This window comes from Pseudomonas sp. W15Feb34, assembly GCF_023127765.1.
GTDB classification, from domain to species: Bacteria; Pseudomonadota; Gammaproteobacteria; order Pseudomonadales; family Pseudomonadaceae; genus Aquipseudomonas; species Aquipseudomonas synxantha_A.
The window spans coordinates 22,292-49,187 of record NZ_SPKN01000018.1; the positions used below are offsets into that span (position 1 = coordinate 22,292).

General features: G+C 61.4%; 22 protein-coding genes. 11 read left to right on the forward strand and 11 right to left on the reverse strand.

Annotated features, from left to right (window positions below; genetic code table 11):
* Positions 1–38 precede the first annotated feature (38 nt).
* Positions 39–1,544 carry a winged helix-turn-helix domain-containing protein gene (locus E4O97_RS07715; protein WP_248136472.1) on the forward strand — a complete coding sequence of 502 codons (1,506 nt, stop codon included), beginning with the start codon at positions 39–41 and terminating at the stop codon, positions 1,542–1,544.
* On the opposite strand, the gene E4O97_RS07720 is transcribed toward E4O97_RS07715, so the two are convergent.
* Both E4O97_RS07720 and E4O97_RS07725 read right to left on the reverse strand, forming a co-directional pair.
* Positions 1,491–4,262, reverse strand: coding sequence for a winged helix-turn-helix domain-containing protein (locus E4O97_RS07720; protein WP_248161083.1), 2,772 nt, complete (start codon positions 4,260–4,262; stop codon positions 1,491–1,493). The genes E4O97_RS07715 and E4O97_RS07720 overlap by 54 nt on opposite strands.
* A gap of 58 nt (positions 4,263–4,320) precedes the next feature.
* Complete coding sequence (locus E4O97_RS07725) at positions 4,321–4,719, reverse strand: AraC family transcriptional regulator (protein WP_005787660.1); 399 nt, start codon at positions 4,717–4,719, stop codon at positions 4,321–4,323.
* 203 nt (positions 4,720–4,922) lie between these two features.
* On the opposite strand from E4O97_RS07725, the gene E4O97_RS07730 reads away from it, so the two are divergent.
* The 5 genes from E4O97_RS07730 (at position 4,923) to E4O97_RS07750 (ending at position 10,082) form a co-directional block, all read left to right on the forward strand.
* Positions 4,923–5,828, forward strand: a complete 906-nt coding sequence (locus tag E4O97_RS07730) for a LysR family transcriptional regulator (RefSeq protein ID WP_032876265.1) — start codon at positions 4,923–4,925, stop codon at positions 5,826–5,828.
* Between the two features lie 124 nt (positions 5,829–5,952).
* Positions 5,953–6,543: an antibiotic biosynthesis monooxygenase gene (locus tag E4O97_RS07735; protein WP_032876263.1), complete on the forward strand. Its 591-nt coding sequence runs from the start codon at positions 5,953–5,955 to the stop codon at positions 6,541–6,543.
* Complete coding sequence (locus E4O97_RS07740; protein ID WP_032876260.1) at positions 6,540–8,378, forward strand: amidohydrolase; 1,839 nt, start codon at positions 6,540–6,542, stop codon at positions 8,376–8,378. The genes E4O97_RS07735 and E4O97_RS07740 overlap by 4 nt, the downstream gene beginning before the upstream one ends.
* A gap of 24 nt (positions 8,379–8,402) precedes the next feature.
* Positions 8,403–9,020 (forward strand): isochorismate family cysteine hydrolase YcaC, encoded by a 618-nt coding sequence (gene ycaC / locus E4O97_RS07745; RefSeq protein WP_005787666.1) that lies wholly within the window; start codon positions 8,403–8,405, stop codon positions 9,018–9,020.
* Positions 9,021–9,200: 180 nt separating this feature from the next.
* The gene (locus E4O97_RS07750) at positions 9,201–10,082 is read left to right on the forward strand and encodes a LysR family transcriptional regulator (protein ID WP_248161084.1); all 882 of its coding nucleotides are present in this window, start codon (positions 9,201–9,203) and stop codon (positions 10,080–10,082) included.
* A gap of 44 nt (positions 10,083–10,126) precedes the next feature.
* On the opposite strand, the gene E4O97_RS07755 is transcribed toward E4O97_RS07750, so the two are convergent.
* The 5 genes from E4O97_RS07755 to E4O97_RS07775 form a co-directional block, all read right to left on the reverse strand.
* Positions 10,127–11,071 carry a D-isomer specific 2-hydroxyacid dehydrogenase family protein gene (locus E4O97_RS07755; protein ID WP_032876254.1) on the reverse strand — a complete coding sequence of 315 codons (945 nt, stop codon included), beginning with the start codon at positions 11,069–11,071 and terminating at the stop codon, positions 10,127–10,129.
* Positions 11,068–12,237 (reverse strand): acyl-CoA dehydrogenase family protein, encoded by a 1,170-nt coding sequence (locus tag E4O97_RS07760; protein ID WP_248161085.1) that lies wholly within the window; start codon positions 12,235–12,237, stop codon positions 11,068–11,070. Before E4O97_RS07760 ends, E4O97_RS07755 begins: the two co-directional genes overlap by 4 nt.
* 66 nt (positions 12,238–12,303) lie before the next feature.
* Positions 12,304–13,278 carry an ABC transporter substrate-binding protein gene (locus E4O97_RS07765; RefSeq protein WP_248161086.1) on the reverse strand — a complete coding sequence of 325 codons (975 nt, stop codon included), beginning with the start codon at positions 13,276–13,278 and terminating at the stop codon, positions 12,304–12,306.
* Positions 13,279–13,360: 82 nt separating this feature from the next.
* Positions 13,361–14,944 carry a rhodanese-related sulfurtransferase gene (locus E4O97_RS07770; RefSeq protein ID WP_078821118.1) on the reverse strand — a complete coding sequence of 528 codons (1,584 nt, stop codon included), beginning with the start codon at positions 14,942–14,944 and terminating at the stop codon, positions 13,361–13,363.
* Positions 14,941–15,552: a cysteine dioxygenase gene (locus tag E4O97_RS07775; protein ID WP_248161087.1), complete on the reverse strand. Its 612-nt coding sequence runs from the start codon at positions 15,550–15,552 to the stop codon at positions 14,941–14,943. Before E4O97_RS07775 ends, E4O97_RS07770 begins: the two co-directional genes overlap by 4 nt.
* Positions 15,553–15,765: 213 nt before the next feature.
* On the opposite strand from E4O97_RS07775, the gene E4O97_RS07780 reads away from it, so the two are divergent.
* Both E4O97_RS07780 and E4O97_RS07785 read left to right on the forward strand, forming a co-directional pair.
* On the forward strand, positions 15,766–16,671 hold the full coding sequence (locus E4O97_RS07780; RefSeq protein WP_078821120.1) for a LysR family transcriptional regulator: 906 nt from the start codon (positions 15,766–15,768) through the stop codon (positions 16,669–16,671).
* Between the two features lie 106 nt (positions 16,672–16,777).
* A complete protein-coding gene (locus E4O97_RS07785; RefSeq protein WP_248161088.1) occupies positions 16,778–17,572 on the forward strand; it encodes a class II aldolase/adducin family protein in 795 nt (264 codons plus the stop codon).
* 58 nt (positions 17,573–17,630) lie between these two features.
* Here E4O97_RS07785 and E4O97_RS07790 read toward each other — a convergent pair whose 3' ends face one another.
* Positions 17,631–18,713 (reverse strand): LLM class flavin-dependent oxidoreductase, encoded by a 1,083-nt coding sequence (locus E4O97_RS07790; protein WP_032880982.1) that lies wholly within the window; start codon positions 18,711–18,713, stop codon positions 17,631–17,633.
* A 314-nt stretch (positions 18,714–19,027) separates the two neighbouring features.
* On the opposite strand from E4O97_RS07790, the gene E4O97_RS07795 reads away from it, so the two are divergent.
* Both E4O97_RS07795 and glsB read left to right on the forward strand, forming a co-directional pair.
* Positions 19,028–19,372, forward strand: coding sequence for a hypothetical protein (locus tag E4O97_RS07795; RefSeq protein ID WP_078821121.1), 345 nt, complete (start codon positions 19,028–19,030; stop codon positions 19,370–19,372).
* Positions 19,373–19,427: 55 nt separating this feature from the next.
* Positions 19,428–20,336, forward strand: a complete 909-nt coding sequence (gene glsB, locus E4O97_RS07800; protein WP_122733519.1) for a glutaminase B — start codon at positions 19,428–19,430, stop codon at positions 20,334–20,336.
* A gap of 314 nt (positions 20,337–20,650) precedes the next feature.
* Here the strand turns inward: glsB and mddA are convergent, their stop codons facing one another.
* The 3 genes from mddA to E4O97_RS07815 all read right to left on the reverse strand — a co-directional run bounded on the left by mddA (position 20,651) and on the right by E4O97_RS07815 (position 23,977).
* Positions 20,651–21,418: a methanethiol S-methyltransferase gene (mddA, locus tag E4O97_RS07805; RefSeq protein WP_078821123.1), complete on the reverse strand. Its 768-nt coding sequence runs from the start codon at positions 21,416–21,418 to the stop codon at positions 20,651–20,653.
* A 188-nt stretch (positions 21,419–21,606) separates the two neighbouring features.
* Positions 21,607–22,851: a saccharopine dehydrogenase family protein gene (locus tag E4O97_RS07810; protein ID WP_248161089.1), complete on the reverse strand. Its 1,245-nt coding sequence runs from the start codon at positions 22,849–22,851 to the stop codon at positions 21,607–21,609.
* 28 nt (positions 22,852–22,879) lie between these two features.
* Positions 22,880–23,977, reverse strand: coding sequence for a carboxynorspermidine decarboxylase (locus tag E4O97_RS07815; protein WP_103734394.1), 1,098 nt, complete (start codon positions 23,975–23,977; stop codon positions 22,880–22,882).
* A 288-nt stretch (positions 23,978–24,265) separates the two neighbouring features.
* Here E4O97_RS07815 and metE point away from each other — a divergent pair, with 288 nt between their 5' ends.
* Positions 24,266–26,554 carry a 5-methyltetrahydropteroyltriglutamate--homocysteine S-methyltransferase gene (gene metE / locus E4O97_RS07820; RefSeq protein WP_248161091.1) on the forward strand — a complete coding sequence of 763 codons (2,289 nt, stop codon included), beginning with the start codon at positions 24,266–24,268 and terminating at the stop codon, positions 26,552–26,554.
* Positions 26,555–26,896: the final 342 nt, after the last annotated feature.

Below are 26,896 nucleotides of genomic sequence, written 5' to 3' on the forward strand. Positions count from 1 at the left end.
GTCCTGTCATCGCTAGCTGGCAAGATAGGGCCGAGCCCATGGAAAAGGATGCGCAGGCACTCAAGCACGGGTGTTTCAGCGCAGTTACGGACATGCAAGATTCTGCGACGCTGAGCTTCGGCCCCTACACCTTTCATCGGCAACAGCGCCTGGTCAGCAAGTCTGGCTGGCCGGTGCCGTTGGGCGGGCGTGCGTTGGATATTCTTACGGTACTGCTGGAAGCGCCGGGGCAGTTCATCAGCAAGGCCACCTTGATCGAACGGGTCTGGCCCAACAGCGTCGTCGAAGACAATAACCTGCGCGTGCATATTGCCGCGTTGCGCCGGGCGCTGGACGGACGACGCCTGATCCTCAATCACCCCCAGCGTGGTTATTGCTTCATTGGCCCCGTGCAAGCCACTGTGCCGACGCTGCCGGCCGCGCATAACCTGGCTGCCCGGCTCAGCCCGGTGTTCGGTCGCGAAGAGCTGGTGAGCCTGCTGGCGCGGCGCTTGTCCGGGCAACGCTTGCTGACCCTCACCGGTGTGGCCGGCGTCGGCAAAAGTACGCTGGCCCTGGTCCTGGCCGAACGCGTGTTGTCGCGCTATCGCGACGGGGTGTGGTGGCTCGACCTGACCCAGATGCAAACCCTTGGCGAACTGCTTGCCAGCGTTGCCACGGTCATGCAGTTCAAGCCCACTGACAGCCTCGATGAGGTGTCTCGCCAGTTGGCCTCGCGCCAACTGCTACTGGTGCTCGACGGTGCCGACCTGTTGCTCGGCGCCTGTCGAAAGCTGGTGCGCACACTGCGCGAAAGAGCGCCCGAGGTGAGTATCCTGATCAGCAGCCGCGAACCCTTGCTGGCGCCCGGCGAGTGGGTGTTGCGTGTACCTGCGCTGGCACTGCCTTCACTGTCGGTGTGCCGCAGTATCGAGCAGGCCATGGCGTGGCCCGCAGTGCAGCTGTTTGTCGCCCGCGCCCGCGCCAGCCAGCAGGATTTTGTATTGCGGCCGCAGGACCTGGCGCCGTTGCGCGATATTTGTCGACGCCTGGACGGTATCCCATTGGCCCTCGAACTGGCGGCCGCCCAGGTCGATGCGCTGGGCATCGGCGCAGTGCAGCAGCAGTTGCGCAGCGGCCTGCAGGGGCTGACGCGCGGTCGCCGCACAGCGGTAGAGCACCATCGCTCAATCACCGCTGCCCTGGATTGGAGCTACGAGCGTCTGAGCCTGCCGCAGTGCTGGCTGTTCTTGCAGTTGGGCTTGTTCAAGATGGCGGTGAGCTTGCCCACGTTGAGTGAGATGGTACGCGGTACCGAGCTTGAGCACGCCGACCTGTCCTATCTGTTGGCGCGTCTGGTCAATACCTCGCTGCTGGTCATCGAGCCTGGGCTTGGCCCGCGGCGCTACCGGTTGCTCAACTGCGTGCGCAGCTATGCTTTGGCGCAATTGCGTGATCCGGACCAGGTGCAGCGGTTGCAGCAAGGTTATGGAGACAGCCTGGATGTGTGTTCAGGCCGGCCGTTTGTCTTGCAACTGGTCGAGCAGGCCGCGCACGCGCATTAAGTCCTGGGTGGCGAAGCCTTCGGTAAATTGCGCGTGGATCGGGCTCAGCAGGTTCCTGGCAGCCAGGCTGCGCCCTTGCTGTTGCCACAGTTGCGCCAGGGAGTGCGCACATCGCAGCTCCCAGGCGAGCGCGCCTTGCTGGCGCGCCAGGCCAAGGGCCTGGAGCAAGAGGGCTTCAGCGACGCGCATATCACCTTGACGCGCCAACTGTTCGGCGCGCACCCGCAGGATTTCCGCGGCGCACCAGCCGGCAGCGCCACTGTGTGCCCTTTCGATGGCGGCCGCGTCGGCTTCACGGGAGCCGAGTGTGATCAAGGTATCCTCGATCAGTCCCAGACCCTGCAAATGGTTGTCACCCAGGATGCCGGCGTAATGCCCGGCCCAGGTCTGGAACAGTTGCACTGAATGCTTGTGGGATTGCTCCAGCAGCAGCGTTTGCAACGCGTGTGCGTCGTCTTCGGCGCCGTTGTAGCGGGCGATTACCACGCTGGCCAACGCCAGGGTGTAGCAAATCGATGTGCCGTGATTGATCTGCAGCGCCAGCTCCAGCGCCTGGCTGGCGGTGCGCCAGGCGCGCTCGGGAAAGCCTTGCAGCCACAGAATTCTCGCCAAGATGGTCAGGGACGCGACGTTTTGGTCGTACTGCACGCCCACGCCATGGGCGAAGCGGTTCACGTGGCCACTGTGGGTCATGCGCTGCAGCACCTGCTCGGCATGGTGACGAGCAAGCGGCTGATTGCCCATGTAGTGCTGGCCCAGCGCGCGCAAGCGTTGGACGCTGAGGCCCAGCAGCGGTTCGGTGCGCGGGTCGAGGCGCTCGAACTGTACGCTTTGCTCCAGCGCCTCGGCATAGCGTCCGGCACACAGGTTCACGGCCATATGGCCTGAGACCGCACGCAACTGGCCGGCCAGGTCCTGATTCATTTCGGCCAGGCGTGCGGCACCCACGAAGGCTGCGACGGTCTGGGGCGCGGGGCCCAAGGCATGGTACGAAAGACTGCCCAAAGCCAACTGCAATTGCAGGGTCAATTGGGTGCAAGGGGTCTTGACCTGATCAATCAGCGCCAGCGCCTTGTGCACATAACCGCCATGCTCGCGCAGTAACGACAGCTCCTGCCACAGCGGCATCGCACTGACCGTCAGGCGAATGGCCAACAGGTGCTCGTTTTCCTCGGTAAAGCCCCAGTCGAGTGCGGCGCGCACGTCCTCGCGCAGCGGTGCGTAACGGTCGAGCCAGGGCTGCGTGGCGATCAGTTCCCAGTCGCCTTGCGCCTGTTCCATCAGCGCCAGGCACCTGGCGGCGTGGCGTTCGCGAGTGGCGTGCAGCTCGCCGGCCTGGCTGAGCTTTTCCAGGGCATAGGTGCGGGTAATATCCAGCAGGCGATAAACCATCTCGTCATCGCTGGCTTCCACGTTCAACAGCGACTTGGCCACCAGTTGCGTGATGGAGCCCAGCACCTGGGCCGGGGCAATGTTTTCCCCGGCGATCACCGCCGCCGCGCTGACCAGGCTGAAACCACCGCGAAACACCGCGAGCCGGCGCAGGCAGATTTTTTCGCATTCGGTGAGCAGGTCAAAACTCCAGTCGAGCGTAGCTCGCAGGGTTTGCTGGCGGGGCAGGGCACTGCGTCGCCCGCGGGTCAGCAGACGGAAGTTGTCCTCCATCTGCACCAGCAGCCCCTGCAAGCCAAAGCGTTCGATCTGCGCGGCGACCAGTTCGATCGCCAGGGGAATGCCGTCCAGGCGCTGACAAATATCGATTGCCAACGGCAGTTCGGCTTCGCTGAGGGCAAAGCTGTCCTGATGAGACATCGCCCGCTCGATCAGCAACTGCATGGCCGGGTAACCCAGGGCCTGGGCACGGTTGCCGGTGGCGGGCGGGCAGGCCAGCGGTTCGAGGCGTTGTACATGTTCACCCTCGGCGCGCAGGGCTTCGCGGCTGGTGCTGAGAATGTGCAGGTGCGGCGCATGGCGCAACAGGGTTTCGCTGATCAGGGCAATGTCGTCGAGCAGGTGTTCGCAATTATCGATCACCAGCAGCATCTGGCGCGCCTGCAGGCTGCGGGCGAAGCTGACCAGTGGCGCATTTTCGCCGGGAGTGAGGCCGAGCAGGGCGGCGAGATTGGGCAGGATCATCGATGCGGCGCTCAGCGGTGCCAGGTCCAGCAGATGAATCCCATCGCGGTAATGCCCGATCAGCAATTCGGCGACACGCAGGGCCACGGTGGTCTTGCCGATGCCACCGGCGCCGGTCAGGGTGATGAAGCGTTGCTGCGGCAGTTGCTGCACCAGCGCGTCGATCAGGGCCTGGCGGCCGATCATTCGCGTGCGTCGCAGCGGCAGGTTATGGCGCGGGCGCTGGGGGGCGCCGTCAGTGGGTAGCGTCATCGGTTCGATGCTCAGTGGCGCAACAAAGCTGTAGCCGCGCTGGGCGACTGTGACGATATAGCGCTGCCCGGCCTGGCCGTCACCCAGCGCCTTGCGCAACGCCGCCATGTGTACCCGCAGGTTGCCGTCTTCCACCACGCTTGTGGGCCAGACCCGCGCGATCAGCTCCTGCTTGCTCACCACATTGCCGGCTTGCTCCAGCAGGATCAGCAGGATATCCACCGCCCGCCGCCCCAGGCGCAACGGGCGACCGGCCTCCAGCACCAGGCGCTGGCGCGGGTGGATGCAGTAGGGGCCGAAGTGCACGGCCTGGTCGCTCAGGTCTGTCATGGTTGCCCAGGTTATGGAGTAGGGGTTGGGCCAGCATATTCCAGCTGCGTCACGACCACTAGGCGGCGATCACGGCAGGCTTGGAGCGCGAGTGGTGATTTCGCCAGGTCATCGGGTTCACGCCTTCGCTACGCGTGAACATATGGCAGAAGTGCGCCTGGTCGCAGAATCCGCATTCCAGGCTGATTTGCGTGAGGCTCAAGGACGAACCGGTGATCAATTCCTTGGCCCGCAGAATCCGCTGCTGGCGAATCCATTCCTGGGGCGACACCCCGGTGGTGCATTTGAAGGCGCGGGAGAAATGGCTGCGCGACAAGGCGCAGGCCTGGGCCAGGTCGGCGATGGCCAGGCTTTCGCCGAGATTGGCGAGGATCAATTGCTTGGCGATGCGCTCGCGCCGGGGGCACAGGCCACCGGTGGCGGACAAACGAGGGGCATATTGCTCAAGTCGGGCCATGACAAATATCCGCAGTCGATGGGAGCGTTCCCGTGAATGGATGCAGTGTAGACGCGGCTTATCTTGTTGCCGGGCCGCCTGGCTGACGAGTTAATCGTTGTTAATTTCGCCAGGTGCCGTCGCATAAAAGACAGCACGGCTATGCAATCGCAGGCGTGCGGGGCATGCTTTGCTTGCCCTCTGCAAATTGTCTGGATACCGCCATGAACCGCAACGACCTGCGTCGCGTCGATATGAACCTGCTGGTGATTTTCGAGGCCCTGATGTTCGAAAAAAACCTGACCCGGGTTGCCGAGAAGCTCTTCATGGGCCAACCGGCGGTCAGCGCGGCGCTGGGCCGTCTGCGCGATTTGTTCGACGACCCGTTGTTGCTGCGCAACGGTCGCGGCATGGAGCCCACGCCACGTGCGGTGGCAATACTCAAGGAGCTGCAACCGGCCATGGACACCATCTCCGGCGCCGTCAGCCGCGCCAAGGATTTCGACCCTTCCACCAGTTGCGCGGTGTTTCGCATTGGCCTGTCTGATGACGCCGAGTTCGGGCTGTTTCCCGCGTTGCTCAGCCAATTGCGCGAGGAGGCCCCGGGCATCATCGTGGTGGTGCGCCGGGCCAATTACCTGTTGATGTCATCGCTGCTGGCCAGCGGCGAAATTTCGGTCGGGGTGAGCTACACCACCGAACTGCCGGCCAATGCCAAACGTAAGAAACTGCGGGATATTCCCTGCAAGGTGTTGCGCGGGGATGACGGTGAGGCGCCGCTGAGTCTGGATGACTACTGCGCCAGGCCCCATGCAATGGTGTCGTTTTCAGGGGACTTGAGCGGCAATATCGATTTGGACCTGGCGCGCATCGGTCGCTCGCGGCGGGTGGTGCTGGCGGTGCCGCAGTTCAGCGGGTTGCGCGCGTTGCTGGCGGGTACACAGATCATCGCGACCGTGCCGGACTACGCAGCGTGCGCGTTGACCGAAGGCACCCGCTTGCGGGCCGAGGATCCGCCGTTTGCGATTGATGCGGCGGAGCTGTCGATGGTCTGGAGCGGGGTGCATGACAATGACCCGGCGGAGCGCTGGCTACGCGGGCGGATTGCCGAGCATATGGCGGCGAGCTGACTGCCAAGTGACTGTCGGTGATCTCCTCCCACAGAAACCCAGACAGCACATACATCCAATTCCCAGTACCCCCGGCCCGGCAAACTCCTCCCATTGCTCAATCCTGCGGGGGAGTCACCCAATCATGGACCCAACACCTAAAACCAGCTCTGACGAAGTCGTCACGCTGGTCGTCAAGCACCGGGTCAAGCCCGGCCGTGAAACAGAGTACGAAGCCTGGCTACGCCGCATCGTGCGTATCGCTGGCGAACGCCCCGGCCACCTGGGCGTCGACGTGGTGCGCAGCCAGCAAAACGGCACGGCCCTGTTCACCTGCGTATTGCGCTATAGCTCCACCGATGCCCTGGAACTGTGGCTCGACTCCCCACAACGCCAGGCCCTGATCGACGAAGCCGCGCCGATGCTGGCTGACGGCGATCAGACTGAAATCGGCGGCGCCAATGAGTTCTGGTTCGCCCCTCAGGCCGACGGCGCCGCCAAGCCGCCGCGCTGGAAGCAGGCGGTGGTCAGCCTGCTTGTGATCCTGCCGCAAACCTTGCTGCTGCCCTTTATCTGGGGGCCGATCCTGCGGCTGCATCCGTTTTTGTCCAACTACGTGGTCTCGACCTTTTTGGTCACCCTCACCATCGTGCTGTTGGTGGTGTACCTGCTGATGCCGGCAGCCACCCGCTTGTTCGCTCCCTGGCTTGAAGCCTCTGTAAAGGAAACCCTATGAACGCCGATCTGATTCTGTTCAATGGCCAGTTCCACACCGTGGACCGGGAAAACCCACGCGCCAGCGCCGTCGCCATTCGCGACGGGCGCTTCGTCGCTGTCGGTACTGACGGCGAGGCCATGGCCCTGCGCGGCAACGGCACCCAGGTGATCGACCTCAAGGGCCGCACCGTCATCCCCGGCCTCAACGACTCGCACCTGCACCTGATCCGCGGCGGGCTGAACTACAACCTTGAACTGCGCTGGGAGGGTGTGCCGTCCCTGGCCGATGCCTTGCGCATGCTCAAGGACCAGGCCGACCGCACGCCCACACCGCAATGGGTACGCGTGGTCGGCGGCTGGAACGAATTCCAGTTCGCCGAAAAACGCATGCCCACCCTGGAAGAACTCAACCAGGCCGCGCCGGATACGCCGGTGTTCGTGCTGCACCTGTACGACCGCGCCTTGCTCAACCGTGCGGCGCTGCGCGTGGCCGGCTACACCAAGGATACGCCGAACCCACCGGGCGGCGAGATCGTACGTGACAGCAACGGCAACCCCACCGGGATGCTGGTGGCGCGGCCCAACGCGATGATTTTGTATTCGACCTTGGCCAAAGGCCCGAAACTGCCGCTGGAATACCAGGTCAACTCCACCCGCCAATTCATGCGCGAACTCAATCGCCTGGGCCTGACCAGCGCTATCGATGCCGGCGGTGGTTTCCAGAACTACCCGGACGATTACGCGGTGATCGAGCAACTGGCCAAGGACCAGCAGTTGACGGTGCGCATCGCCTACAACCTGTTCACCCAAAAGCCCAAGGAAGAACTCAGCGACTTCAAGAACTGGACCGGCAGCGTCACCCTGCATCAGGGTGACGACTACCTGCGCCACAACGGTGCCGGGGAGATGCTGGTGTTCTCCGCTGCGGACTTCGAAGACTTCCTCGAACCACGTCCGGACCTGCCGCTGACCATGGAACAGGAGTTGGAACCGGTGGTGCGCCACCTGGTGGAACAGCGCTGGCCGTTCCGCCTGCACGCCACTTACGACGAATCCATCTCGCGTATGCTCGACGTGTTCGAGAAGGTCAACCGTGACATTCCGTTCAATGGCCTGCCGTGGTTCTTCGACCATGCCGAAACCATCACCCCGAAAAACATCGAACGGGTGCGCGCCCTCGGCGGTGGTATTGCGATCCAGGATCGCATGGCGTTCCAGGGTGAGTACTTTGTCGAGCGCTATGGCGCCAAGGCCGCCGAAGCCACGCCACCGATCAAACGCATGTTGGCCGAAGGCGTGCCGGTAGGGGCGGGCACCGATGCCACGCGGGTCTCCAGCTATAACCCCTGGACCTCGTTGTACTGGATGGTCAGCGGCCGCACGGTCGGCGGTCTGGAGCTGCACGCCGAGGGCTTGCCGCGCCTTACCGCGCTGGAATTGTTTACCCACGGCAGCGCCTGGTTCTCGTCCGAGCAGGGCAAGAAAGGCCAGATCAAGGTCGGCCAGTTGGCGGACGTGGCCGCGTTGTCGGCGGACTTCTTCAGTGTCGATGAAGAAGCCATCAAGTGGATCGAGTCGGTACTCACCGTGGTCGGCGGCAAGGTCGTCTACGGCGCTGGCGACTTCGAAGATTACGCCCCGCCGCGCGTGCCGGTGCTGCCGGACTGGTCGCCGGTGGCCAAGGTGCCAGGGCACTGGCGCCCGACTTCGCCGATGCAGGCGCAGGTACATCAGTGCAGCGGCCCGTGCGGCGTACACGCCCACAGCCATGAAAAAGCCCGTCTTTCCAGCGTGCCGGTCAGCGACTTCCAGGGTTTCTGGGGCGCGTTCGGCTGCTCGTGCTTTGCCTTTTAATCAGCAAATCGAAGGAGTTAACCCATGACTTACAAGCGCTTGAACAAAGATGACGCCGTTGTACTGCTGGTCGATCACCAAACCGGTCTGATCTCCCTGGTGCAGGATTTTTCCCCCAACGAGTTCAAGAACAACGTGTTGGCCCTGGCCGACGTAGCCAAGTTCTTCAACCTGCCGACCATCCTGACCACCAGCTTTGAAAGCGGCCCCAACGGCCCACTGGTTCCGGAACTCAAGGCACTGTTCCCGGACGCGCCGTACATCGCTCGCCCTGGCCAGATCAACGCCTGGGACAATGAAGAGTTCGTCAAGGCCGTCAAGGCCACCGGCCGTAAGCAGATCATCATTGCTGGTGTGGTGACGGATGTGTGCGTTGCCTTCCCGACCCTGTGCGCCCTGGCCGAAGGCTTCGAGGTGTTTGTGGTCACTGACGCCTCCGGCACCTTCAACGAGACCGTGCAACAAGCTGCCTGGGCACGTATGACCGCCGCGGGTGCGCAACTGGTGAACTGGTTCTCGGTGGCCTGCGAGCTGCAAGTGGACTGGCGCAACGACATGGAAGGCCTGGCCAACCTGCTGTCGCCGCGCATCCCCAACTACCGCAACCTGATGAACAGCTACTCGGCGTTTACTGCCAAATAACCGGTTCTCGAAACTTGTAGGTAATCCCTGTGGGAGGGGGCTTGCTCCCGATAGCGGTGAGTCAGATATGGATTAATTGACTGACCCACCGCTATCGGGAGCAAGCCCCCTCCCACATCAGGTTTGTGGTGTGCCTCTTAACCCGCTATAAAACAGCCCATCGTCCACCGAGTAGCGACAATGAACCCCTTCGAAGACATGCGCCTGTTCTGTCAGGTCATGGAGTCCGGCAGTTTCACCGCCGCCGCCGAGCAACTGGGCCTGTCCAAGCAATTTGTCAGCCGCCGCCTGATCCAGCTGGAAGAACGCCTGGGCGTGCGCCTGCTCAATCGCTCCACGCGGCGCCTGGATGTCACGCCACTGGGCCAGAGTTACTACGAATCCGCCTTGCGCCTGCTCAGTGATGTCGAGCAGGTGGAGCAGGGCATTGCCGGGCAGAACAGCGAACCGCGCGGCACGATTCGCCTCAGTGCGCCGCTTTCGTTTGCCATGGCGCACTTGGGTTGCCTGCTGCCGCTGTTCCTGCAGCGCTATCCCGACGTGTCGGTGGAGGTTGATCTCAGCGACCGCCCGGTAGACCTGATCGGCGAAGGCTACGACTTGGTGCTGCGGATCGGCACCCTGGAAGACTCCACCTTGATCGCCCGCCGTATCGCCAGCATCCCGAGGGTGTATTGCGCCAGCCCCGATTACCTGGCTTTGCGCGGCACGCCGCAAAAACCTGACGACCTTGCCGACCACGACTGCCTGCCTTACGGTCACGGCCGCCAGGTGCAATGGCGTTTCAAGGGCAAGCTGCAAGCGCTGAATGTGAGCGGGCGCATGCGGGTCAACAACGGCGATTTGCTGCGTGACACCGCCATTGCCGGGCTGGGGGTTACCTACCTGCCGACGTTCATAGTCGGCGAGGCATTGAAGGATGGTCGCCTGGTCAGCGTATTGAACGAGTTCGCGCCCGAAGCCCTGACGTTGTCGGCGGTGTACCCCCAGCACCGGCAGAGTTCACGGCCGGTACAGGCGTTGGTCGAGTTCCTGCGTGAACGCCTGGCTGGCGGCTGCTGATAAGTGTGGGAGCAGGCAAGCCAGCTCCTGTAATTTGAATAGCGTCAGGCGTTTGCAACGTTGGTTAATTCAAGGCCCGCCACATACCGCTCCAGATTCGCCAGGAACGTATCCGCAATCTCCTCCTTGCTGTTGGTAGAGATCGCCGACGTATGCGGCGACAACCGCACCCTGGGATGGGTATACAGCGGATGCCCGTCCGGCAACGGCTCCGGCTCGGTCACGTCGAGCGATGCCAGCCCGATCTGCCCGTTATCCAGCGCCTCCAGCAGCGCCTCCTGATCCAGCAAGCCACCGCGTGCGATGTTGATCAGGTGCAGCCCCGGCTTGGCGCTGCCCAGTACGTCACGGTTGATAACGTGCCGCGTTGCCTCGGTCAGTGGTGCCGCCACCACCAGGTGGTCGGCGCGGGCGAACAGGTCGTGGATGTCAGTGGCGGCCTCCACGCCGGCGCTGAACGGAGCCTGGCTCTGACGCAGCGCGATCACCTTGAGGCCAAGGCCCAGGGCTTTTTGCGCCAGGCTTTCGCCAATCGCCCCAAAGCCCAAGATACCCAGGGTGGTACCTTTGAGCGGGCGCAGGGCGGTGAAATTCCACTGCGAGTCTTTCACCCAGATGTCCGGCAGGTGTTTGGCGGCGGCAAAGATTGCTGCCAGGGCGAATTCGGCCAGGTTGTCGGCCGCGCTGCCCCTGGACGTGCTCACAGGCGGGCCGTTGAACAGCCACTGCGGGTAGAAGTCGATGCCCGATGACACCAGGTGCACCCATTGCGCGCCGTAGGGCCAGCCCGGTGGGGGCGTGTCGGGGGCGATATAGCCGCGCACATTGATCGGGCGCAACAGCAGGATATTGGCCTGGGGTGGCAGGTCGTTCGGCGCACCCACCGGCACACCGATCACCTGAGCTTGGGGGTGCAGCGGCGCCAGTCGTTCGCGAATGACCTGGTTGAAGTCTTCGTCCAACTGGCTGGCAATTATCACGTGGCTCATGGGCGCTCCTTCTGGTGTTGGGTAAACACGGCTCTGCCGACACCTTGCAGCACGGCGTCGTTTTGTGGGGTATGCACGCGGCTGCACAGCACATCGCGGTAATGCCGTTGCAGTGGGCTATGGCGTGACAAGCCTGGGTTGCCCGAGGCTTCGATGGCCAGCTCGACGGCGCGGATCGCGTTACCGGTCACCAGGTATTTCAATTGTGCGGCGTTGGCGGTCGGCGTGTGGCCTTGAGCGGCAGCCTCAAGCAGGCTGCGATTGGCGAACAGCAAGGTGTCGATATGGCCGACGGTTTCCTGAAAGCGCGGCAAAGTGGACAGCGCAGCACCCAGGTTGGATGGCTTGCGCTCTTGCAGCCAATTCACCAACCAGTCCCGCGCCGCCTGGGCCACCGCGTCGTAAACCGACGACAGCAGCACCGACATCCACAGCAAGCCTTCGCCATCCAGCTCCGGCTGCGGCGCGCTAAAGGGGCTGACGCTGACGGCGTGGTCCAGTGGCACCAGTACGTTGTCGAGCACCACCTCGTGGCTGCAAGTGGCGCGCATACCCAGGTGATCCCAGGTGTCGATGATGCTCACGCCGGGGCTGTCCTTGGCCACCAGCCAGGCGCCCACCAGCGGGTCTGCGTCGTCGCTGCGCGCCCATACGCTGAACCAGCTCAAACCATGGCTGCCGGTGGAGTAGAGTTTGCGCCCGCTGATACGCCAGCCGTCAACGGTGCGCACGGCGGTGGTGGCGGGTAAACCGCCACGGGCCGGTGTGCCCAGGTCCGGCTCGACGCGCAGGGCATTGATCAGCGCACCGTTGCGCACCGCGTCCTCGGCGACGCGTACGCGCAGGTGCCGGGGCCAGGTTTTGCTGTCTTGCAGGCGGGCGTGTTGCAGGTACTGCATCACCAGGATCAGCGCCGTGGAGGGCTCGCCCTTGGCGACGGCGCTGATGGCCTTGCGCGCCTGTGCCAGGCTGGCACCGCCGCCGCCGAGGGCGCTGGGGACGGTGAGGGCGACCAGGCCGTGTTGGTGCAACAGGTTGAAGTTGGCGTGGGGGAAGGCGCCGCTTTTGTCATAGGCATGAGCGGTCCCGGCCAGTTCGGCGCTGAGGCGGGTGAGCGTGGTGTCGAAATCGACGACGTCTACAGCGCGTAGAGACGAGTGAGTCATCAGCATGTACTCGGTCAAGTGTGGGAGGGTGTCTAGCCTTGAGCGGGGCTCGCACTGCATCCCTCTTTAGCGCGAGGCCTGGTCGAGGGTGGCACGCTTGGCGTTAAAGCTTGGGTCGAAGCCTTGGGAGACATCGATGCGATTGGGCAGCAGCCCCTCTTTTACATACGTGTCGGCGGTGGCTTGCAGGCCGCTGATCACCGCGTCGTCAATCGCGACCGGCGACAGGTGAGTGTCCTTGGCCACTTCGATATGCACGGCCAGCGGCAAGCCGGTGATCCTGGCCTGGGCGGCGGCATACTCATCGGGGTGGGCGTTGGCCCAAGCGTAGGCGCGGTCAACCCGTGCGACAAAGTCGTCCAGTTGCGCGCGCTTGTCGGCAATGGCCTGGCCGGTCGCAGCGAAGTACAGGTGATTGCTCAGCACGTGTTTACCGCTGACCAGCACGCGAGCGTTGCTCTGTGAGGTGACCACGGTGGTGTACGGGTCCCAGGTGGCCCAGGCGTCTGCAGTGCCGTTGTCCAGCACCAGCCGCGATTCGGCAGGCAGCAGGAATATGAACTGCACATCCTGAGTGCTCAGGCCCGCATCGTTCAGGGCCCTGATCGCCAGGTAATGCCCGATGGAGCCGCGCCCGGTGACGATTTTTTTGCCTTTGAGATCGGCCGCGGTCTTGATCGGCGAGTCCTTGGGCACCAGCAGCGCGGTGGTGTTACGCGCTTGTGCATGGATGATGCTGATCACTTTGAGCGATGCGCCGGCGCCCAGGGCGAACACATAAGGAGCGTCACCGAGGGCGCCGACATCAACGGCGCCGGCATTCAGCGCTTCGCCCAAGGGCGAGGCCGAGGGGAATTCCGACCACTTGATTTCGTAGGGCACGTTGCGGGTTTCGCCAGAGGCTTCCAGCAGCGCCTTGATCGTGGATTTCTGGTTGGCCACGCGCAGCGGTTGCAGGTCGGCAGCCTGTACGCTGGACAGCAGGCCGAGGGCCAGGGCGGCGCCCAGTAGCAGGTGTTTGAAAGGGATGGCGTACAGCATGGGACACACTCCAGGCGTTGGATAAGGGGGATACCTCCACCTGGAGAAGGGGTCGGATAGGCGAAAACGATGCAGCAGCAGGTCAGATCACGTAGAAACCATGGGTGCCGTCGCGGGCCAGTTGCTCGACCAGGCCGAACTCCCAATCCAGGTAAGCCTGCATGGCTTCCCGTGGGTTGTCGGTGCCTTCGTAGGGGCGACGGTAGCGGTCGATACGCGGTGAGGCGAGGTGGGTTTCGCCTTCCTCCAGGGGCAGTTGCGCGGCGATCCAGGCGGCAGTGCCGTCCTGCAACACGAACACCTGCTGGCCGGTCAGCGCTTGCACCTCGGCCACCGCCAGGCGTGCCAATTGGCTGCTGCCGCAGGTCAATACGTAGCGCTGGGCACGCGGCACCTTGGCCAGGGCCTGGGGCAGTTGCGCACGCAGCACCCACCAGGCACCGGGGATATGGCGTTTGACGTAATTGGCGCTCGCGGTGAAGTCCAGCACCACGGTGTCACCATGGCCCAGCCAGTCGGCGAGGGTGTGCGGGCTGATCAGTTCGGCCTGGGGTGGCGCAGGCACTGGCGCGACCCACCCGCCGCGTTCGCTGAAGTGCTCGGCTTGCAGATCATCCAGCACGTGCACTTGCCAACCCAACTGAGCCAGCCAGGAGGCGGACATATTGGCACGCACGCCGTCATCATCGACCAGCACCAGGCGCGCACCGCGGACGCTGGCGACATGATCGGTCTCCTGCACCAGTTGCCCGCCGGGTGTGGCGCGTGCCCCGGGCAGGTGCCCGGCTTCGAATTCTTCCGGGGTGCGCACATCGAACAGGTAGGTGGTGCGCGTCGTGTCCTGCTGCCAGTGGTGTAGATCGTCAAGGGTGGCGCGGCCGACACGGGCCTTGTCGGCAACGCGGCGTGCAGCCTCGGCGGCGGGTTGGCGATGTTCCTCTGGCGTTGGCGCGAAGCGGCGGGCTTGGCTGTGGGCAAGTGTTTGCCCGGCCAGGGTCCAGCCGATGGTGCCGTTGCGTAGCGCCGCGACCGGGTTGGGAAGGCCGGCATTGATCAACGACTGGGTACCAATAATGCTGCGGGTGCGCCCGGCGCAGTTGACGATAATGCGCGTGGCCGGGTCTGGCGCCAGTTCGCGGGCGCGCAAGACCAGCTCGGCACCCGGCACGCTGATACCGGTTGGAATACTCATGGTCTGGTATTCGTCGAAACGGCGGGCATCGAGCACCACCACATCGGCCTGGCTGTCGAGCAGGGCCTGGACTTCTTCGGCGGCCAGGGATGGCGTGTGGCGCTGGCTTTCCACCAGCTCGCCAAAGGCTTTGCTCGGCACGTTGACGTCGATAAACAGCTCGCCACCCGCGCGGCGCCACCCGTCCAGTCCCCCCTCAAGCAGGCTGACCTGGGTGTAGCCCAGCTCAAGTAGACGTTCGGCAGCGCGGCTGGCCAGCCCTTCACCGTTGTCATACAGGGTGACCTGGGTATCGCGGCGTGGAATGCGTGCGTACACCTCCAGTTCCAGCTTGGACAGCGGGATATTGGCGGCGAACAACGGGTGGGACTCGGCAAACGGCGCCTCTTCACGCACGTCGATCAACGCCAGCTCCTCACGGTCCAGCAGGGCCTGACGAATCTGGGCAAAGCTGCGGGTCGATACGGTGGTCATAGGGCAGGGCTCTTTTCTTTGGACAGGTCCCAGATGTTCGGGAGCGTGGCGTTGGAATAACCGGAGATAAACAATTTTTCGCTGCCGTCGGGCTGGTACACAGCACGGCGTACCGCACCGATATTAGCGCCGTATACATGGATGCTGATGGACACCTGATCGCGGTGGGCATTGCTGACCTGATGGATATCGCCGATCTTGGGCGATACCGCCTCGACCTGGCCCGGCAGCAGCTGGACGGGTGAGCCTTGCGCCACCAGGCTGCCGTCGGGCGCACGAGCAAAGCCCTGGGAAAACTCAGCGCCCCGCAATATGCCGATCAGCCCCCACACCCGATGGTCATGAATCGGCGTGCTTTGCCCTGGCCCCCACACAAAACTGACCAGGCTGAAACGCTGGCGCGAATCGGCATGCAGCAAAAATTGCTGATAGCGCTCGGGATCGGGCTGGGCGAACTCGTCGGGGAGCCAGTCATCATGGCTGACCAGTTGCGCCAGCAGCTTGCCGCCGCGGTGCAGCAGGTCGCCTTCACGTGGGTTGGCGTCGATCAATTCCGCCAGGGCGCCTATGAAGGCTCTGAGTCTCTCGGGGTGTCGGGCCTGGGGCATGACCATTCCATCGTGTTGTTGTGATGGGTTTATATAAGCATAATGTTTATAGTTAATATGCTATTTTTTAATGATTAGCTTATAGCCACAGGTAATTTAGAACCGCCGTGAATAGCGTTAGACGTTATCGATCCCAAGGTGGGCTATCCAGAGCGGTGTGCGACAACTATGCTTCACGCACATCTTAATGACTGATCTCTATGTGCGGCCCAAATGAAAATTGACGATATCGATGCCTTTGTCGAAGTGATTCGTTGCCAGTCCATCAGCCATGCCGCCGAGTCGTTGCAACTGACCCAGCCGGCTATTACCCGCCGTGTGCAGAACTTTGAGCAGGCGCTGGGGGTGGAGCTGTTCGACCGCAACACCAAACCCCTCAAGCCGACGCTGATCGGCACCCGCGTCTATGAACAATGCCGGCTGATCTTGCGTGAGATGGATGCCCTGCGCGAACTGGTGGCCACCGATGCACCGCCCACCGGCGTGTTACGCCTGGGCGTCCCGCAAACCATTGGCGATGTGGTGTTGCTGGATGCGCTCAAGCACCTGCGCACTGAATACGCCGACCTGCGCGCCCAGGTTGCCACCGGCTGGGGCAGCCAATTGGTCGGCAAGATCGAACGCGGCGAACTGGATGCGGCGGTGGCGTTGTTCCCGGCGGGCAAGATTTTCCCGGACAACATTGTCGGCGAGTCCATCGGCAAGATGGAGCTGGTGGTGGTCTGTGCCAAAGCGCAGTTGCCGAAGAAGCCGTGCAAGTTGGCGGACGTGTACCAGAACGGCTGGATCCTCAACCCGGATGGTTGCGGCTTCCGTGCCGGGTTGCAACGCACCTTGTCGGACCAGGGCCTGGCGCTGCGGGTCAACCTGGAAACTTTCGGCACCGAGTTGCAACTGGGGCTGGTGGCGGATGGGCTGGGCCTTGGCCTGGTGCCACGTCCGTTGCTGGAACGCAGCGCTCAGCGCGAGCACCTGGCAGTGATGCCGCTCAAGGATTTCAAACCGGTGATGGATTTGTGGCTGATCTATCCGCACTTTCTCGGCAACCTGCAAGGGCCGGTGGATGCGTTCGGGCAATGGGTGGCGGCTTCTTTGCATAAGGTTCGCGAAGTGGCGTGATATGAAAAAAAATAATAATTAGCTTAGATTAAAATGTGCTTTTTATTATTTTTTTGCTTCCCCTAGGCTGGCCTGACGTTTTTAAGGCCATCCAGGAAGTTTTGTCATGAGCAGCGTCACCTCGCTATCGAGTGTTTCCAATACTGTCCGCCAACGTGTTACGCCAGAGGAATGGGAGGTGCGTGTCAAACTGGCCGCCGCCTATCGCCTGGCGGCCCTGTACAAGTGGACCGACCATATCTATACCCATTTCTCGGCCCGTGTGCCGGGGCCCGATGAGCATTTCCTGATTAACGCCTTTGGGCTGTTGTTCGATGAAATCACTGCGTCCAACCTGGTTAAGGTCGATCTGGACGGCACTCTCGTCGATGATCCTACGGGCCTTGGCATCAACTACGCCGGTTATGTGATCCACAGCGCCATTCACGGCGCGCGTCACGATTTGCAAGCGGTGCTGCACACCCATACCCGCGACGGCATTGCCGTGTCAGCGCAGAAAGGCGGCCTGCTGCCGATCTCCCAGCACGCCATTGCGTTCTCGGGGCGCGTGGCCTACCACGGCTATGAAGGCGTGGCCCTGGACCTGGACGAGCGCGAGCGGCTGGTCGCGGATTTGGGCGACAAGAGCGTGATGATCCTGCGTAACCATGGCTTGTTGACGGCGGGTGTCAGCGTCGAGCACGCCTTTCAGCAACTGCAAGGCCTGGAGCGCGCGTGCAATATCCAGATTGCTGCGCAGGCGTCGGGGAATGCCGAGTTGGTTTTCCCGCCCGCAGAGGTGGTAGCCAAGGTCGAGCAGCAGGCCAAGGTGTTCAGCAATGGGGAAGGGCCGGGCGTGGCACGGCATTGGAATGCGCTGGTACGCCAGTTGGAGCGCACTGATACTGACTACAAGAACTGATCCTGAGTGCGCAGCAAATCAAATGTGGGAGGGAGCAAGCCCCCCCCCCACATTGTTCTTAAGCCACTTGCTGGGCCTGTTCCCTCTCTGCGACCAACTGGCGGGTGAGGGGAATCAACTTCTTGCCATAGTCGATCGCATCATTGAGCGGATCAAACCCGCGAATCAGGAAAGTGGTAATTCCCAGGTCGTAGTAATCCAACAGTGCCTCTGCAACTTGTTCTGCGGTGCCCACCAACGAAGTGGAGTTGCCCTGCGCCCCGAGCAACCCGGCGATCCCGGTCCACAAACGCTTATCCAGCCGCGACCCCTGTGCCGCCGCCGCCAGCAACCGCCGCGAGCCTTCATTCGGCGGTTCACGGCGCACAAAGCCATGCTGCTCGGCCAGTGCTGTGGCCTGCTGCAGAATCTGCTCGGCACGTTGCCACGCCAGTTCCTCGGTCTCGGCGAGGATCGGCCGTAGAGACAAACTGAAGCGAATCGTACGCCCATGCCTGGCCGCTTCTGCCCGCACCTGGGTCACCACTTCGCGTACCTGTTCATAGGTCTCCCCCCACAGCGCATACACATCCGCGTGCTTGCCGGCCACTGCGATCGCAGCAGCTGAGGAACCGCCAAAGTACAGTGGAATATGCGGTTGTTGCGGCGACTTCACCGTGGAGTGCGCGCCTTGCACTTGGTAGTACGTGCCGGTGAAGTCGAAGGGATGCTCGCTGGTCCATTCCTGGCGCACCACGCTCAGGTACTCGTCGGTGCGCGCATAGCGTTCATCCTTGCCGATATGACTGCCATCGGCACGCAGTTCGTTGTCATCGCCACCGGTGATGATGTGCACGGCGGTACGCCCTCCGTTGAACACATCCAGCGTGGCGAACTGGCGGGCAGCCAGGGTGGGCTGGGCAAAGCCCGGGCGGTGGGCGATAAGAAATTGCAGTCGGGTGGTGACGCTGGCCGCATGGGCCGCGATCAACGTGCTGTCCGGGCTGTTGGAATGGAATGCCACCAGGGCGCGGTCGAACCCCGCCGTTTCGTGGGCACGGGCGACGCTTTCAACGTAGTCCGGTTGCAGAGTCGGGCCGCTGCGCGGGTGGATTTCCGAGGCGTGATGGCCGCCGATATAGCCGATGAATTCGATGCTCATGGTCAGGTCCTTGTCGAGGTCGGTAAACAAGCCTCCACCGGGCAGGGGGTCGGTCCGTCGCATGAAAGTAGGGCTCACGGGCGAATCTGTAAAATGCCGATTGGTTCTAACCTAATTATAAAATTAAAGAATAATTATGATTAATTATTATAGAAGCTGCTTTTTGGCTTTGATCTCAAATGGAGAGCGTTTATAGATAAGGCCTCTAAAAAACTGTTCTCGGACGTGGCGCATTTCTAATGCCTCGCCTTGGCTCGACAGCGCCTGCAAATGAACTACCTTGAGTGACGAGCCCTCCCAATCGGTACTCAAGTATGCGCACGTTATGGACGCGATATCTGGCGTTGCTGGACAACGACCTGAGCACACAGATCTTCGACAACGTAAAGAACCTGCTGGTGTGCGCGCTGTTGTTCGCAGCGGGGACCAATACGCTGGTGGGGCAACAGGAGTTGTTTATCGGGGTTTTCGCCTCCAACGTCGCCGGTGGGGGGCTGATTATCCTCTCGACGCTGTTGATGTTGCTGAACGTCAGTGACGGCATTCGAAGGCTGGCCAAGTTGCGCTATCACCTGGCGCTACAACTGTTATTGATCCTGGTGTACGTGGTGGTTGCCGAGCGGGTGGTAGAGATTGTGTGGGGCTTCCGCGCCCATTGACGTATCCTGCGCGCCTGGTTTTTCACTGATTCAAACAAAGATGACAGGACAAGATATGCAGGCGCTGCTCGAGTCGATTCTCGACGAAGTGCGCCCCCTGATCGGCCTCGGCAAAGTGGCTGACTACATCCCCGCGCTGGCCGACGTGCCCGCCCACCAACTCGGTATCGCGGTATACGGTAATGACGGCGCAGCTTATTGCGCCGGTGACGCCGACACCCTGTTCTCGGTGCAAAGTATCTCCAAGGTTTTCAGCCTGGTGCAGGCCATCGATCACGGCGGCGAGAGCATCTGGGAACGCCTTGGCCACGAACCTTCGGGGCAGCCGTTCAACTCCATGGTGCAACTGGAATTCGAACGCGGCCGCCCGCGCAATCCGTTTATCAATGCCGGCGCTCTGGTGATCTGCGACATCAACCAATCGCGCTTTGCGGTGCCGATCTTGTCGATGCGCGACTTTGTACGGCGCCTGTCGGGTAACCCGCAGATCCTGGTCAATAGCGTGGTCGCCGAATCCGAAGCCCAGCACGGTGCGCGCAATGCGGCCATGGCCTACCTGATGAAATCCTTCGGCAACTTCCATAACGATGTGGACGCGGTGCTGCACAGCTACTTCAACTATTGCGCGCTGCAGATGAGCTGCCTGGACTTGGCCCGGGCCTTCAGTTTCTTGGCCAATGAAGGCGTGAGTGCCCACAGTGGCGAGCAGATTTTGACAGCGCGCCAGACCAAGCAGGTCAACTCGATCATGGCCACCAGCGGGCTGTATGACGAGGCGGGCAATTTTGCCTATCGCGTTGGGTTGCCGGGCAAGAGCGGGGTAGGCGGGGGGATCGTCGCGGTGGTACCGGGGCAGTTTACGGTGTGCGTGTGGTCGCCGGAGTTGAACGCGGCAGGGAACTCGCTGGCGGGGATGAAGGCGTTGGAATTGTTGAGTGAGCGGATTGGGTGGTCGGTGTTCTAGGGGCGAGTGGAACGCTGATCAACAGGCGCTATAAAAACACAATGTGGGAGGGGGCTTGCTCCCGATAGCCGTGTGTCAGATATAAATTAATTGACTGACGCACCGCTATCGGGAGCAAGCCCCCTCCCACATTTGCATCTTCAGTGTTCTGGGGAGTGGTGTACGGCCTGGCTTTATGCGGCGGGGCAGGCTTCACCAAGACTTTGTCTACCAGCAACTGCGCGCCTTCAGCATCCGGCAGATGCCCAGCGTTCATCCAGGCTGCCTGCGTCATCCTTGACGATCTTCGCGAGCAAACTCGCTCCTGCAGGAATCTAGCGACGTGGCTTTTTGAGGCGCGGCACAATCATGCCCACCTCACGCCTGTAGCGTCGATACCGCTCACCAAACAGCTGCACCAGATCCCTTTCTTCGAAACGGGCACCCACGAACAAATAAACCGACATCCCCAGCGCAAACAACAGATGGCCTGCCGTCATATGCGGGGTTGCCCAGAAAGCGATCAAAAATCCCAGGTACATCGGGTGACGCACGACACGGTAGAACAGCGGAGTTTTAAATATCGCCGCCTTTTGTGGGGTGTTTCGCCAATGATCAACGGCCTGTTTTAACCCGAACAGCTCGAAGTGACTGATCAGGAAGGTTGCCAGCAACACCATGCCCCAGCCCAGCCAGAACACACCTGACAACAGTGCCTTGGCCCAAGCCGCTTCAACCTCCCAGACGGTGTATGGAATGGGTTGCCACAGCCAGAACATCAACCCAAGCACCAGGCTGCTGAGCAGCACATAGGTGGAACGTTCAGCCACGGGGGGAATGAGTGTGGTCATTGTGTTCTTGAAGCTTCTACGTGCCATGAGGCTATGCTGGGCAGCGAACAGAATCATCAGCAGGCCGTTACTCAGCGCTGCAAGCGGCCAGTTGACAGGTTGCCCATCGTTAATGGCTTTGGGCACCAGCACGCTACCAGTGAAGCCTATAAGGTATAAAAACACGGTCAGGAAAATCAGATAGCAGGCAATGCTGTAGAGCAGCCAGGCCAGATGTACCGTGAGGTCGTTGGTTTGTTTTTGCGGACTCATGACGATTCCTTTCGCACATGGTGAGGGGATAAGTGAGTCAGACTAGTGGAATTTGTGCGGCCCTTAACCTGTGAGAATTGACAGTTGCTTAGATGGATTGGCGATTATCTTGCGTGGATTGTGGTGTGCTTGCCCAAACAAAAAATGCGCCCTGGGGGCGCATTTTTTGTCAGTCAGCAATCACCTATTCAGGCAATCGCATCCCAAGCCCGATCACCGTTCTCGTCCTTGATCCGAGTCGGTAAGCCCATCACGTCCAGCGCTTTCAGGAACGGCTCAGCCGGCAGTTCCTCGACGTTGGCCATGTGCTTCACATCCCATTCACCACGCGCAACCAGCAGCGCTGCGGCTACCGGTGGTACGCCTGCGGTGTAGGAGATGCCCTGGCTGTCGGTCTCGGCAAAGGCTTCTTCATGGCAGGCCACGTTGTAGATGAACATCTCGCGTGGCTGGCCGCCTTTGGTGCCTTTGACCAGGTCGCCGATGCAGGTCTTGCCGGTGTAGCCCGGGGCAAGCGATGACGGGTCGGGCAGCACGGCCTTGACCACTTTCAACGGCACCACTTCCAGGCCTTCGGCGGTCTTGACCGGTTTTTCCGAGAGCAGGCCGAGGTTTTTCAGCACGGTGAACACGTTGATGTAGTGCTCGCCAAAGCTCATCCAGAACCGCACGTTGGGCACGTCGAGGTTTTTCGACAGCGAGTGCACTTCATCGTGGCCGGTGAGGTAGAGGTTTTGCGAGCCGACTACCGGCAGGTCGTCGGTACGTTTGACTTCGAACATGGTGTTGCTGGTCCACTGGCTGTTCTGCCAGCTCCACACCTGCCCGGTGAATTCGCGGAAGTTGATTTCCGGATCGAAATTGGTGGCGAAGTATTTGCCATGGGAGCCGGCATTGACGTCGAGAATGTCGATCGAATCAATGCGGTCGAAATGCTGTTGCTGCGCCAGCGCGGCGTACGCGTTGACGACACCCGGGTCGAAGCCCACGCCAAGGATGGCGGTGATGTTCTTCTGTTTGCACTCTTGCAGGTGGTTCCATTCGTAGTTGCCGTACCACGGCGGGGTCTCGCAGACCTTGCCCGGCTCTTCGTGGATGGCGGTGTCGAGGTAGGCAACGCCCGTGTCGATGCAGGCACGCAGCACCGACATGTTGAGGAACGCGGAACCTACGTTGATGACGATCTGCGACTCGGTCTCGCGGATCAGGGCCTTGGTCGCTTCCACGTCCAGGGCGTTCAGCGCAAAGGCCTGGATATCGGCGGGTACCTTGAGGCTACCCTTGGCCTTGACGCTGTCGATGATGGCCTGGCATTTGGAGATGTTGCGCGACGCGATAGCAATACGACCGAGTTCGTCGTTGTGCTGCGCGCACTTGTGGGCCACCACCTTGGCGACACCTCCTGCACCAATGATAAGAACGTTCTTTTTCAATTGCTTTATTTCTCCTATATCCGCCAGCTTAGGAAAGGCTGGACAGGTAGTCGTCGTAACCAAATTCACGAACCACCTCGACTGTACCGTCGAGTTGTTTCACTACGATGGACGGCATTTTCAGGCCGTTGAACCAATTTTTCTTGACCATGGTGTAGCCCGCGGTGTCGATGAACGACAGCCGATCGCCGATGGCCAGCGGACGATCAAATTGATACTCGCCGAAGATGTCCCCGGCCAGGCAGGATTTGCCGCACACCATGTAGGTATGTTCGCCCTCGCTCGGCGCCAGCTTGGCGTTGAGGCGATAGATCAGCAGGTCCAGCAGGTGGGCTTCGATGGAGCTGTCTACTACGGCGAGGTTCTTGCCGTTGTAGAGGGTGTCGAGCACGGTGACTTCCAGGGAGGCGCTATTAGTGATCGCTGCTTCGCCGGGTTCCAGGTACACCTGCACGCCGTACTTCTCGGAAAACGCCTTCAAGCGTGCGCAGAACGCGTCCAGCGCATAGCCTTCACCGGTGAAATGGATGCCGCCGCCGAGGCTGACCCATTTGACCTTGTGCAGCAGCTCACCGAAGCGTTCCTCGATGGTGCCGAGCATCTTGTCGAACAGGCTGAAGTCGCCGTTCTCGCAGTTGTTGTGGAACATGAAGCCGGAGATCTGATCGATCACGGCATCGATCTTCACCGGGTCCCACTCGCCCAGGCGACTGAACGGGCGCGCAGGGTCGGCCAGCAGGTAATCGGAGCTGCTCACCTGCGGGTTTACGCGCAGGCCACGGGTCTTGCCTTCGCTGCGCTCGGCAAAGCGCTGCAGCTGGCTGATGGAGTTGAAGATGATCTTGTCGCAGTTCTCGAGCATCTCTTCGATTTCATCGTCGGCCCAGGCCACGCTGTAGGCGTGGGCTTCACCTTCGAACTTCTGGCGACCGAGCTTCAACTCGTACAGCGACGACGAGGTGGTGCCGTCCATGTATTGCTGCATCAAGTCGAACACCGACCAAGTGGCAAAACACTTGAGCGCCAGCAGAGCCTTGGCGCCGGACTGCTCGCGCACGTAGGCAATCTTCTGCATGTTGACCAGAAGCTTCTGTTTATCGATGAGGTAGTACGGCGTTTTGATCATTTTTGAGAGCCTGCGGCGGTGCCTGCCAAAAAAGGACACGCATTGTGCCCGCACTTGGGGCAGATCGAAAGGTTAGCGGGCGGAAATTGCGCGCTTGCGTTTAAGCATACGGAACGAGTGTGACCGTTCGTTAGGATGACGGTAATAACTGCCAGTGCGGTTATGGGCAATGCGCAGTCGTACGAACATGAATGGATCTTGTGATGATCTAGAATTAAATGAGTTTGTCTCACTATTGCCGACTGCCGACAATGAGCGCCATAAACATCGACATTGGAGCTTTACGTCATGGCAGTCGCTCATTCCCTCGGATTTCCGCGCATTGGACGCGATCGTGAACTGAAAAAAGCGCAGGAAGCGTTCTGGAAAGGCGAGCTCGACGAAGCCGGCCTGCGCGCCGTTGGCAGTGACCTGCGCAAGACCCATTGGGCGCTGCAAAAACAGGCTGGTATTGAACTGCTGCCTGCTGGTGATTTCGCCTGGTACGACCAGGTGCTGACTCACTCGCTGATGTTTGGCGTGATCCCCGAGCGTTTCCGCCCGGCCGATGGCCACGCCACGTTGCACACCTTGTTCGCCATGGCTCGCGGCGTCAGTGACAACTGCTGCGGCGGTGCTCACGCCCAGGAGATGACCAAGTGGTTTGATACCAACTATCACTATTTGGTGCCGGAGTTCAGCGCCGATCAGCAGTTCCACCTGGGTTGGGATCAACTGTTCGAAGAGGTCAAGGAAGCCCGTGACCTGGGCCACACCGTCAAGCCTGTCGTCATTGGCCCACTGACCTACCTGTGGCTGGGCAAGGCCAAGGGCGACGCTTTTGACAAGCTTGATCTGCTTGAGCGCTTGCTGCCGCTGTACGGGCAGATCTTCCAGCGCCTGGCGGACCTGGGCGTTGAGTGGGTGCAGATTGATGAGCCGATCCTGGTGCTCGACTTGCCGCAGGACTGGAAGAACGCGTTTGAGCGTGCCTATAACCTGATCCAGCGGGACCCGCTGAAAAAACTGGTGGCTACCTACTTCGGTGGCCTGGAAGAAAATCTCGGCCTGGCGGCCAACTTGCCGGTGGATGGCCTGCACATCGATCTGGTGAGAGCACCGGAACAGTACCCGACCATCCTGGATCGCTTACCGGCCTATAAGGTGTTGTCCCTGGGCGTGGTCAATGGCCGCAACGTGTGGCGTTGCGACCTGGAGAAGGCCCTGGCCACGTTGCAGCATGCCCATGAGAAGCTCGGCGATCGCCTGTGGGTCGCGCCGTCCTGCTCGTTACTGCACAGCCCGGTCGACCTGGGCCGTGAAGACAAGTTGGATGCCGAGTTGAAAAGCTGGCTGGCCTTTGCCGTGCAAAAGTGCGAAGAAGTGGCGCTGCTGGCCCAGGCTGTCGACCAGCCCGAGGCACCCGCTGTACTTGCCGCCCTGGCTGAAAGCCGTGCCGTACAGGTTGCTCGCCAGGCATCGACACGGATCCACAAGCCTGCCGTACAAGCCCGCGTCGCCGCCATCACCGAGCAGGACAGCCAGCGCCAATCGCCGTTTGCCCAGCGTATCGAGAAGCAGCGCGCCGGCCTGAACCTGCCACTGTTGCCGACCACCACCATCGGTTCGTTCCCGCAGACCGCGTCGATCCGCCTGGCGCGCCAGTCGTACAAGGCTGGCAAGTTGAGCGAAGCCGAATACGTCGAAGCCATGCACAGCGAGATCAAGCACGCTGTCCAGGTGCAGGAAAACCTCGGCCTGGATGTGCTGGTGCACGGTGAGGCCGAGCGTAACGACATGGTCGAGTACTTCGCCGAACAACTGGATGGCTACGCGTTCACTCGTTTCGGCTGGGTGCAGAGCTACGGTTCTCGTTGCGTGAAGCCGGCAGTGATCTTCGGTGACCTGAGCCGCCCGAAAGCCATGACCGTGGAGTGGATCCGCTACGCCCAGGGGCTGACCGACAAGGTATTGAAGGGCATGTTGACCGGCCCGGTAACGATGCTGATGTGGTCGTTCCCGCGGGAAGATGTGAGCCGCGAAGTGCAGGCCCGGCAACTGGCCCTGGCGATTCGTGACGAAGTGGTGGACCTGGAAGCCGCCGGCATCAAGATCGTGCAGATCGACGAAGCCGCGTTCCGCGAAGGGTTGCCGTTACGCCAGGCGCAGTGGCAACACTACCTGGACTGGGCTACTGAAGTGTTCCGCCTGTGCGCCTGCGGTGTGCGCGATGAAACCCAGATCCACACTCACATGTGCTACAGCGAGTTCAACGATGTGATCGAGTCGATCGCGGCGATGGATGCCGACGTGATTACCATCGAAACGTCGCGTTCGGACATGGAGTTGCTTGATGCCTTTGAAGCCTTTGACTACCCGAACGACATCGGCCCCGGTGTGTATGACATCCACTCGCCACGGGTGCCGGATGTATCGCAGATGGCTAACTTGCTGCGCAAGGCCGCCAAGCGGATTCCGGCAGAGCGTTTGTGGGTCAACCCCGATTGCGGCTTGAAGACCCGCGGTTGGCCGGAGACGGAGGCGGCGCTCATTCACATGGTCACCGCCGCCCGCCAACTGCGCGCCGAATTGGCCTGATATTGTCTGCAAGTGTGGGAGGGGGCTTGCCCCCGTGGCGGCCTGACAGCCGAAGCATCTCTACCTGACACCCCAGGATCTAAATGTGGGAGGGGGCTTGCTCCCGATGGCGGCCTGACAGCCGACACAGTTATACCGAGTACATATCCATTCCTGCGGTAACGGCTGATATTGGTTCCGCTTTTACAGCGGCTCACTTTTGAAAAGCGCAAAAGTACCCAAATGCTCTTGCCCCACCACTCGGCACCTCGCTTAGGCTCGGTGTGCCCGTAATCCGACACTGATTTGGGGGGGCGCCTAAGATCAAGATCAAAAGCAGATCAAGAGCGGCTCGCTTCGCAT

Bases quoted from the DNA above. Each gene is read 5' to 3' on its own strand.
- E4O97_RS07715 (WP_248136472.1), top strand. From the start codon at position 39: ATGGAAAAGGATGCGCAGGCACTCAAGCACGGGTGTTTCAGCGCAGTT.
- E4O97_RS07720 (WP_248161083.1), bottom strand. From the start codon at position 4,262: ATGACAGACCTGAGCGACCAGGCCGTGCACTTCGGCCCCTACTGCATC.
- E4O97_RS07725 (WP_005787660.1), bottom strand. From the start codon at position 4,719: ATGGCCCGACTTGAGCAATATGCCCCTCGTTTGTCCGCCACCGGTGGC.
- E4O97_RS07730 (WP_032876265.1), top strand. From the start codon at position 4,923: ATGAACCGCAACGACCTGCGTCGCGTCGATATGAACCTGCTGGTGATT.
- E4O97_RS07735 (WP_032876263.1), top strand. From the start codon at position 5,953: ATGGACCCAACACCTAAAACCAGCTCTGACGAAGTCGTCACGCTGGTC.
- E4O97_RS07740 (WP_032876260.1), top strand. From the start codon at position 6,540: ATGAACGCCGATCTGATTCTGTTCAATGGCCAGTTCCACACCGTGGAC.
- ycaC (WP_005787666.1), top strand. From the start codon at position 8,403: ATGACTTACAAGCGCTTGAACAAAGATGACGCCGTTGTACTGCTGGTC.
- E4O97_RS07750 (WP_248161084.1), top strand. From the start codon at position 9,201: ATGAACCCCTTCGAAGACATGCGCCTGTTCTGTCAGGTCATGGAGTCC.
- E4O97_RS07755 (WP_032876254.1), bottom strand. From the start codon at position 11,071: ATGAGCCACGTGATAATTGCCAGCCAGTTGGACGAAGACTTCAACCAG.
- E4O97_RS07760 (WP_248161085.1), bottom strand. From the start codon at position 12,237: ATGACTCACTCGTCTCTACGCGCTGTAGACGTCGTCGATTTCGACACC.
- E4O97_RS07765 (WP_248161086.1), bottom strand. From the start codon at position 13,278: ATGCTGTACGCCATCCCTTTCAAACACCTGCTACTGGGCGCCGCCCTG.
- E4O97_RS07770 (WP_078821118.1), bottom strand. From the start codon at position 14,944: ATGACCACCGTATCGACCCGCAGCTTTGCCCAGATTCGTCAGGCCCTG.
- E4O97_RS07775 (WP_248161087.1), bottom strand. From the start codon at position 15,552: ATGCCCCAGGCCCGACACCCCGAGAGACTCAGAGCCTTCATAGGCGCC.
- E4O97_RS07780 (WP_078821120.1), top strand. From the start codon at position 15,766: ATGAAAATTGACGATATCGATGCCTTTGTCGAAGTGATTCGTTGCCAG.
- E4O97_RS07785 (WP_248161088.1), top strand. From the start codon at position 16,778: ATGAGCAGCGTCACCTCGCTATCGAGTGTTTCCAATACTGTCCGCCAA.
- E4O97_RS07790 (WP_032880982.1), bottom strand. From the start codon at position 18,713: ATGAGCATCGAATTCATCGGCTATATCGGCGGCCATCACGCCTCGGAA.
- E4O97_RS07795 (WP_078821121.1), top strand. From the start codon at position 19,028: ATGCGCACGTTATGGACGCGATATCTGGCGTTGCTGGACAACGACCTG.
- glsB (WP_122733519.1), top strand. From the start codon at position 19,428: ATGCAGGCGCTGCTCGAGTCGATTCTCGACGAAGTGCGCCCCCTGATC.
- mddA (WP_078821123.1), bottom strand. From the start codon at position 21,418: ATGAGTCCGCAAAAACAAACCAACGACCTCACGGTACATCTGGCCTGG.
- E4O97_RS07815 (WP_103734394.1), bottom strand. From the start codon at position 23,977: ATGATCAAAACGCCGTACTACCTCATCGATAAACAGAAGCTTCTGGTC.
- metE (WP_248161091.1), top strand. From the start codon at position 24,266: ATGGCAGTCGCTCATTCCCTCGGATTTCCGCGCATTGGACGCGATCGT.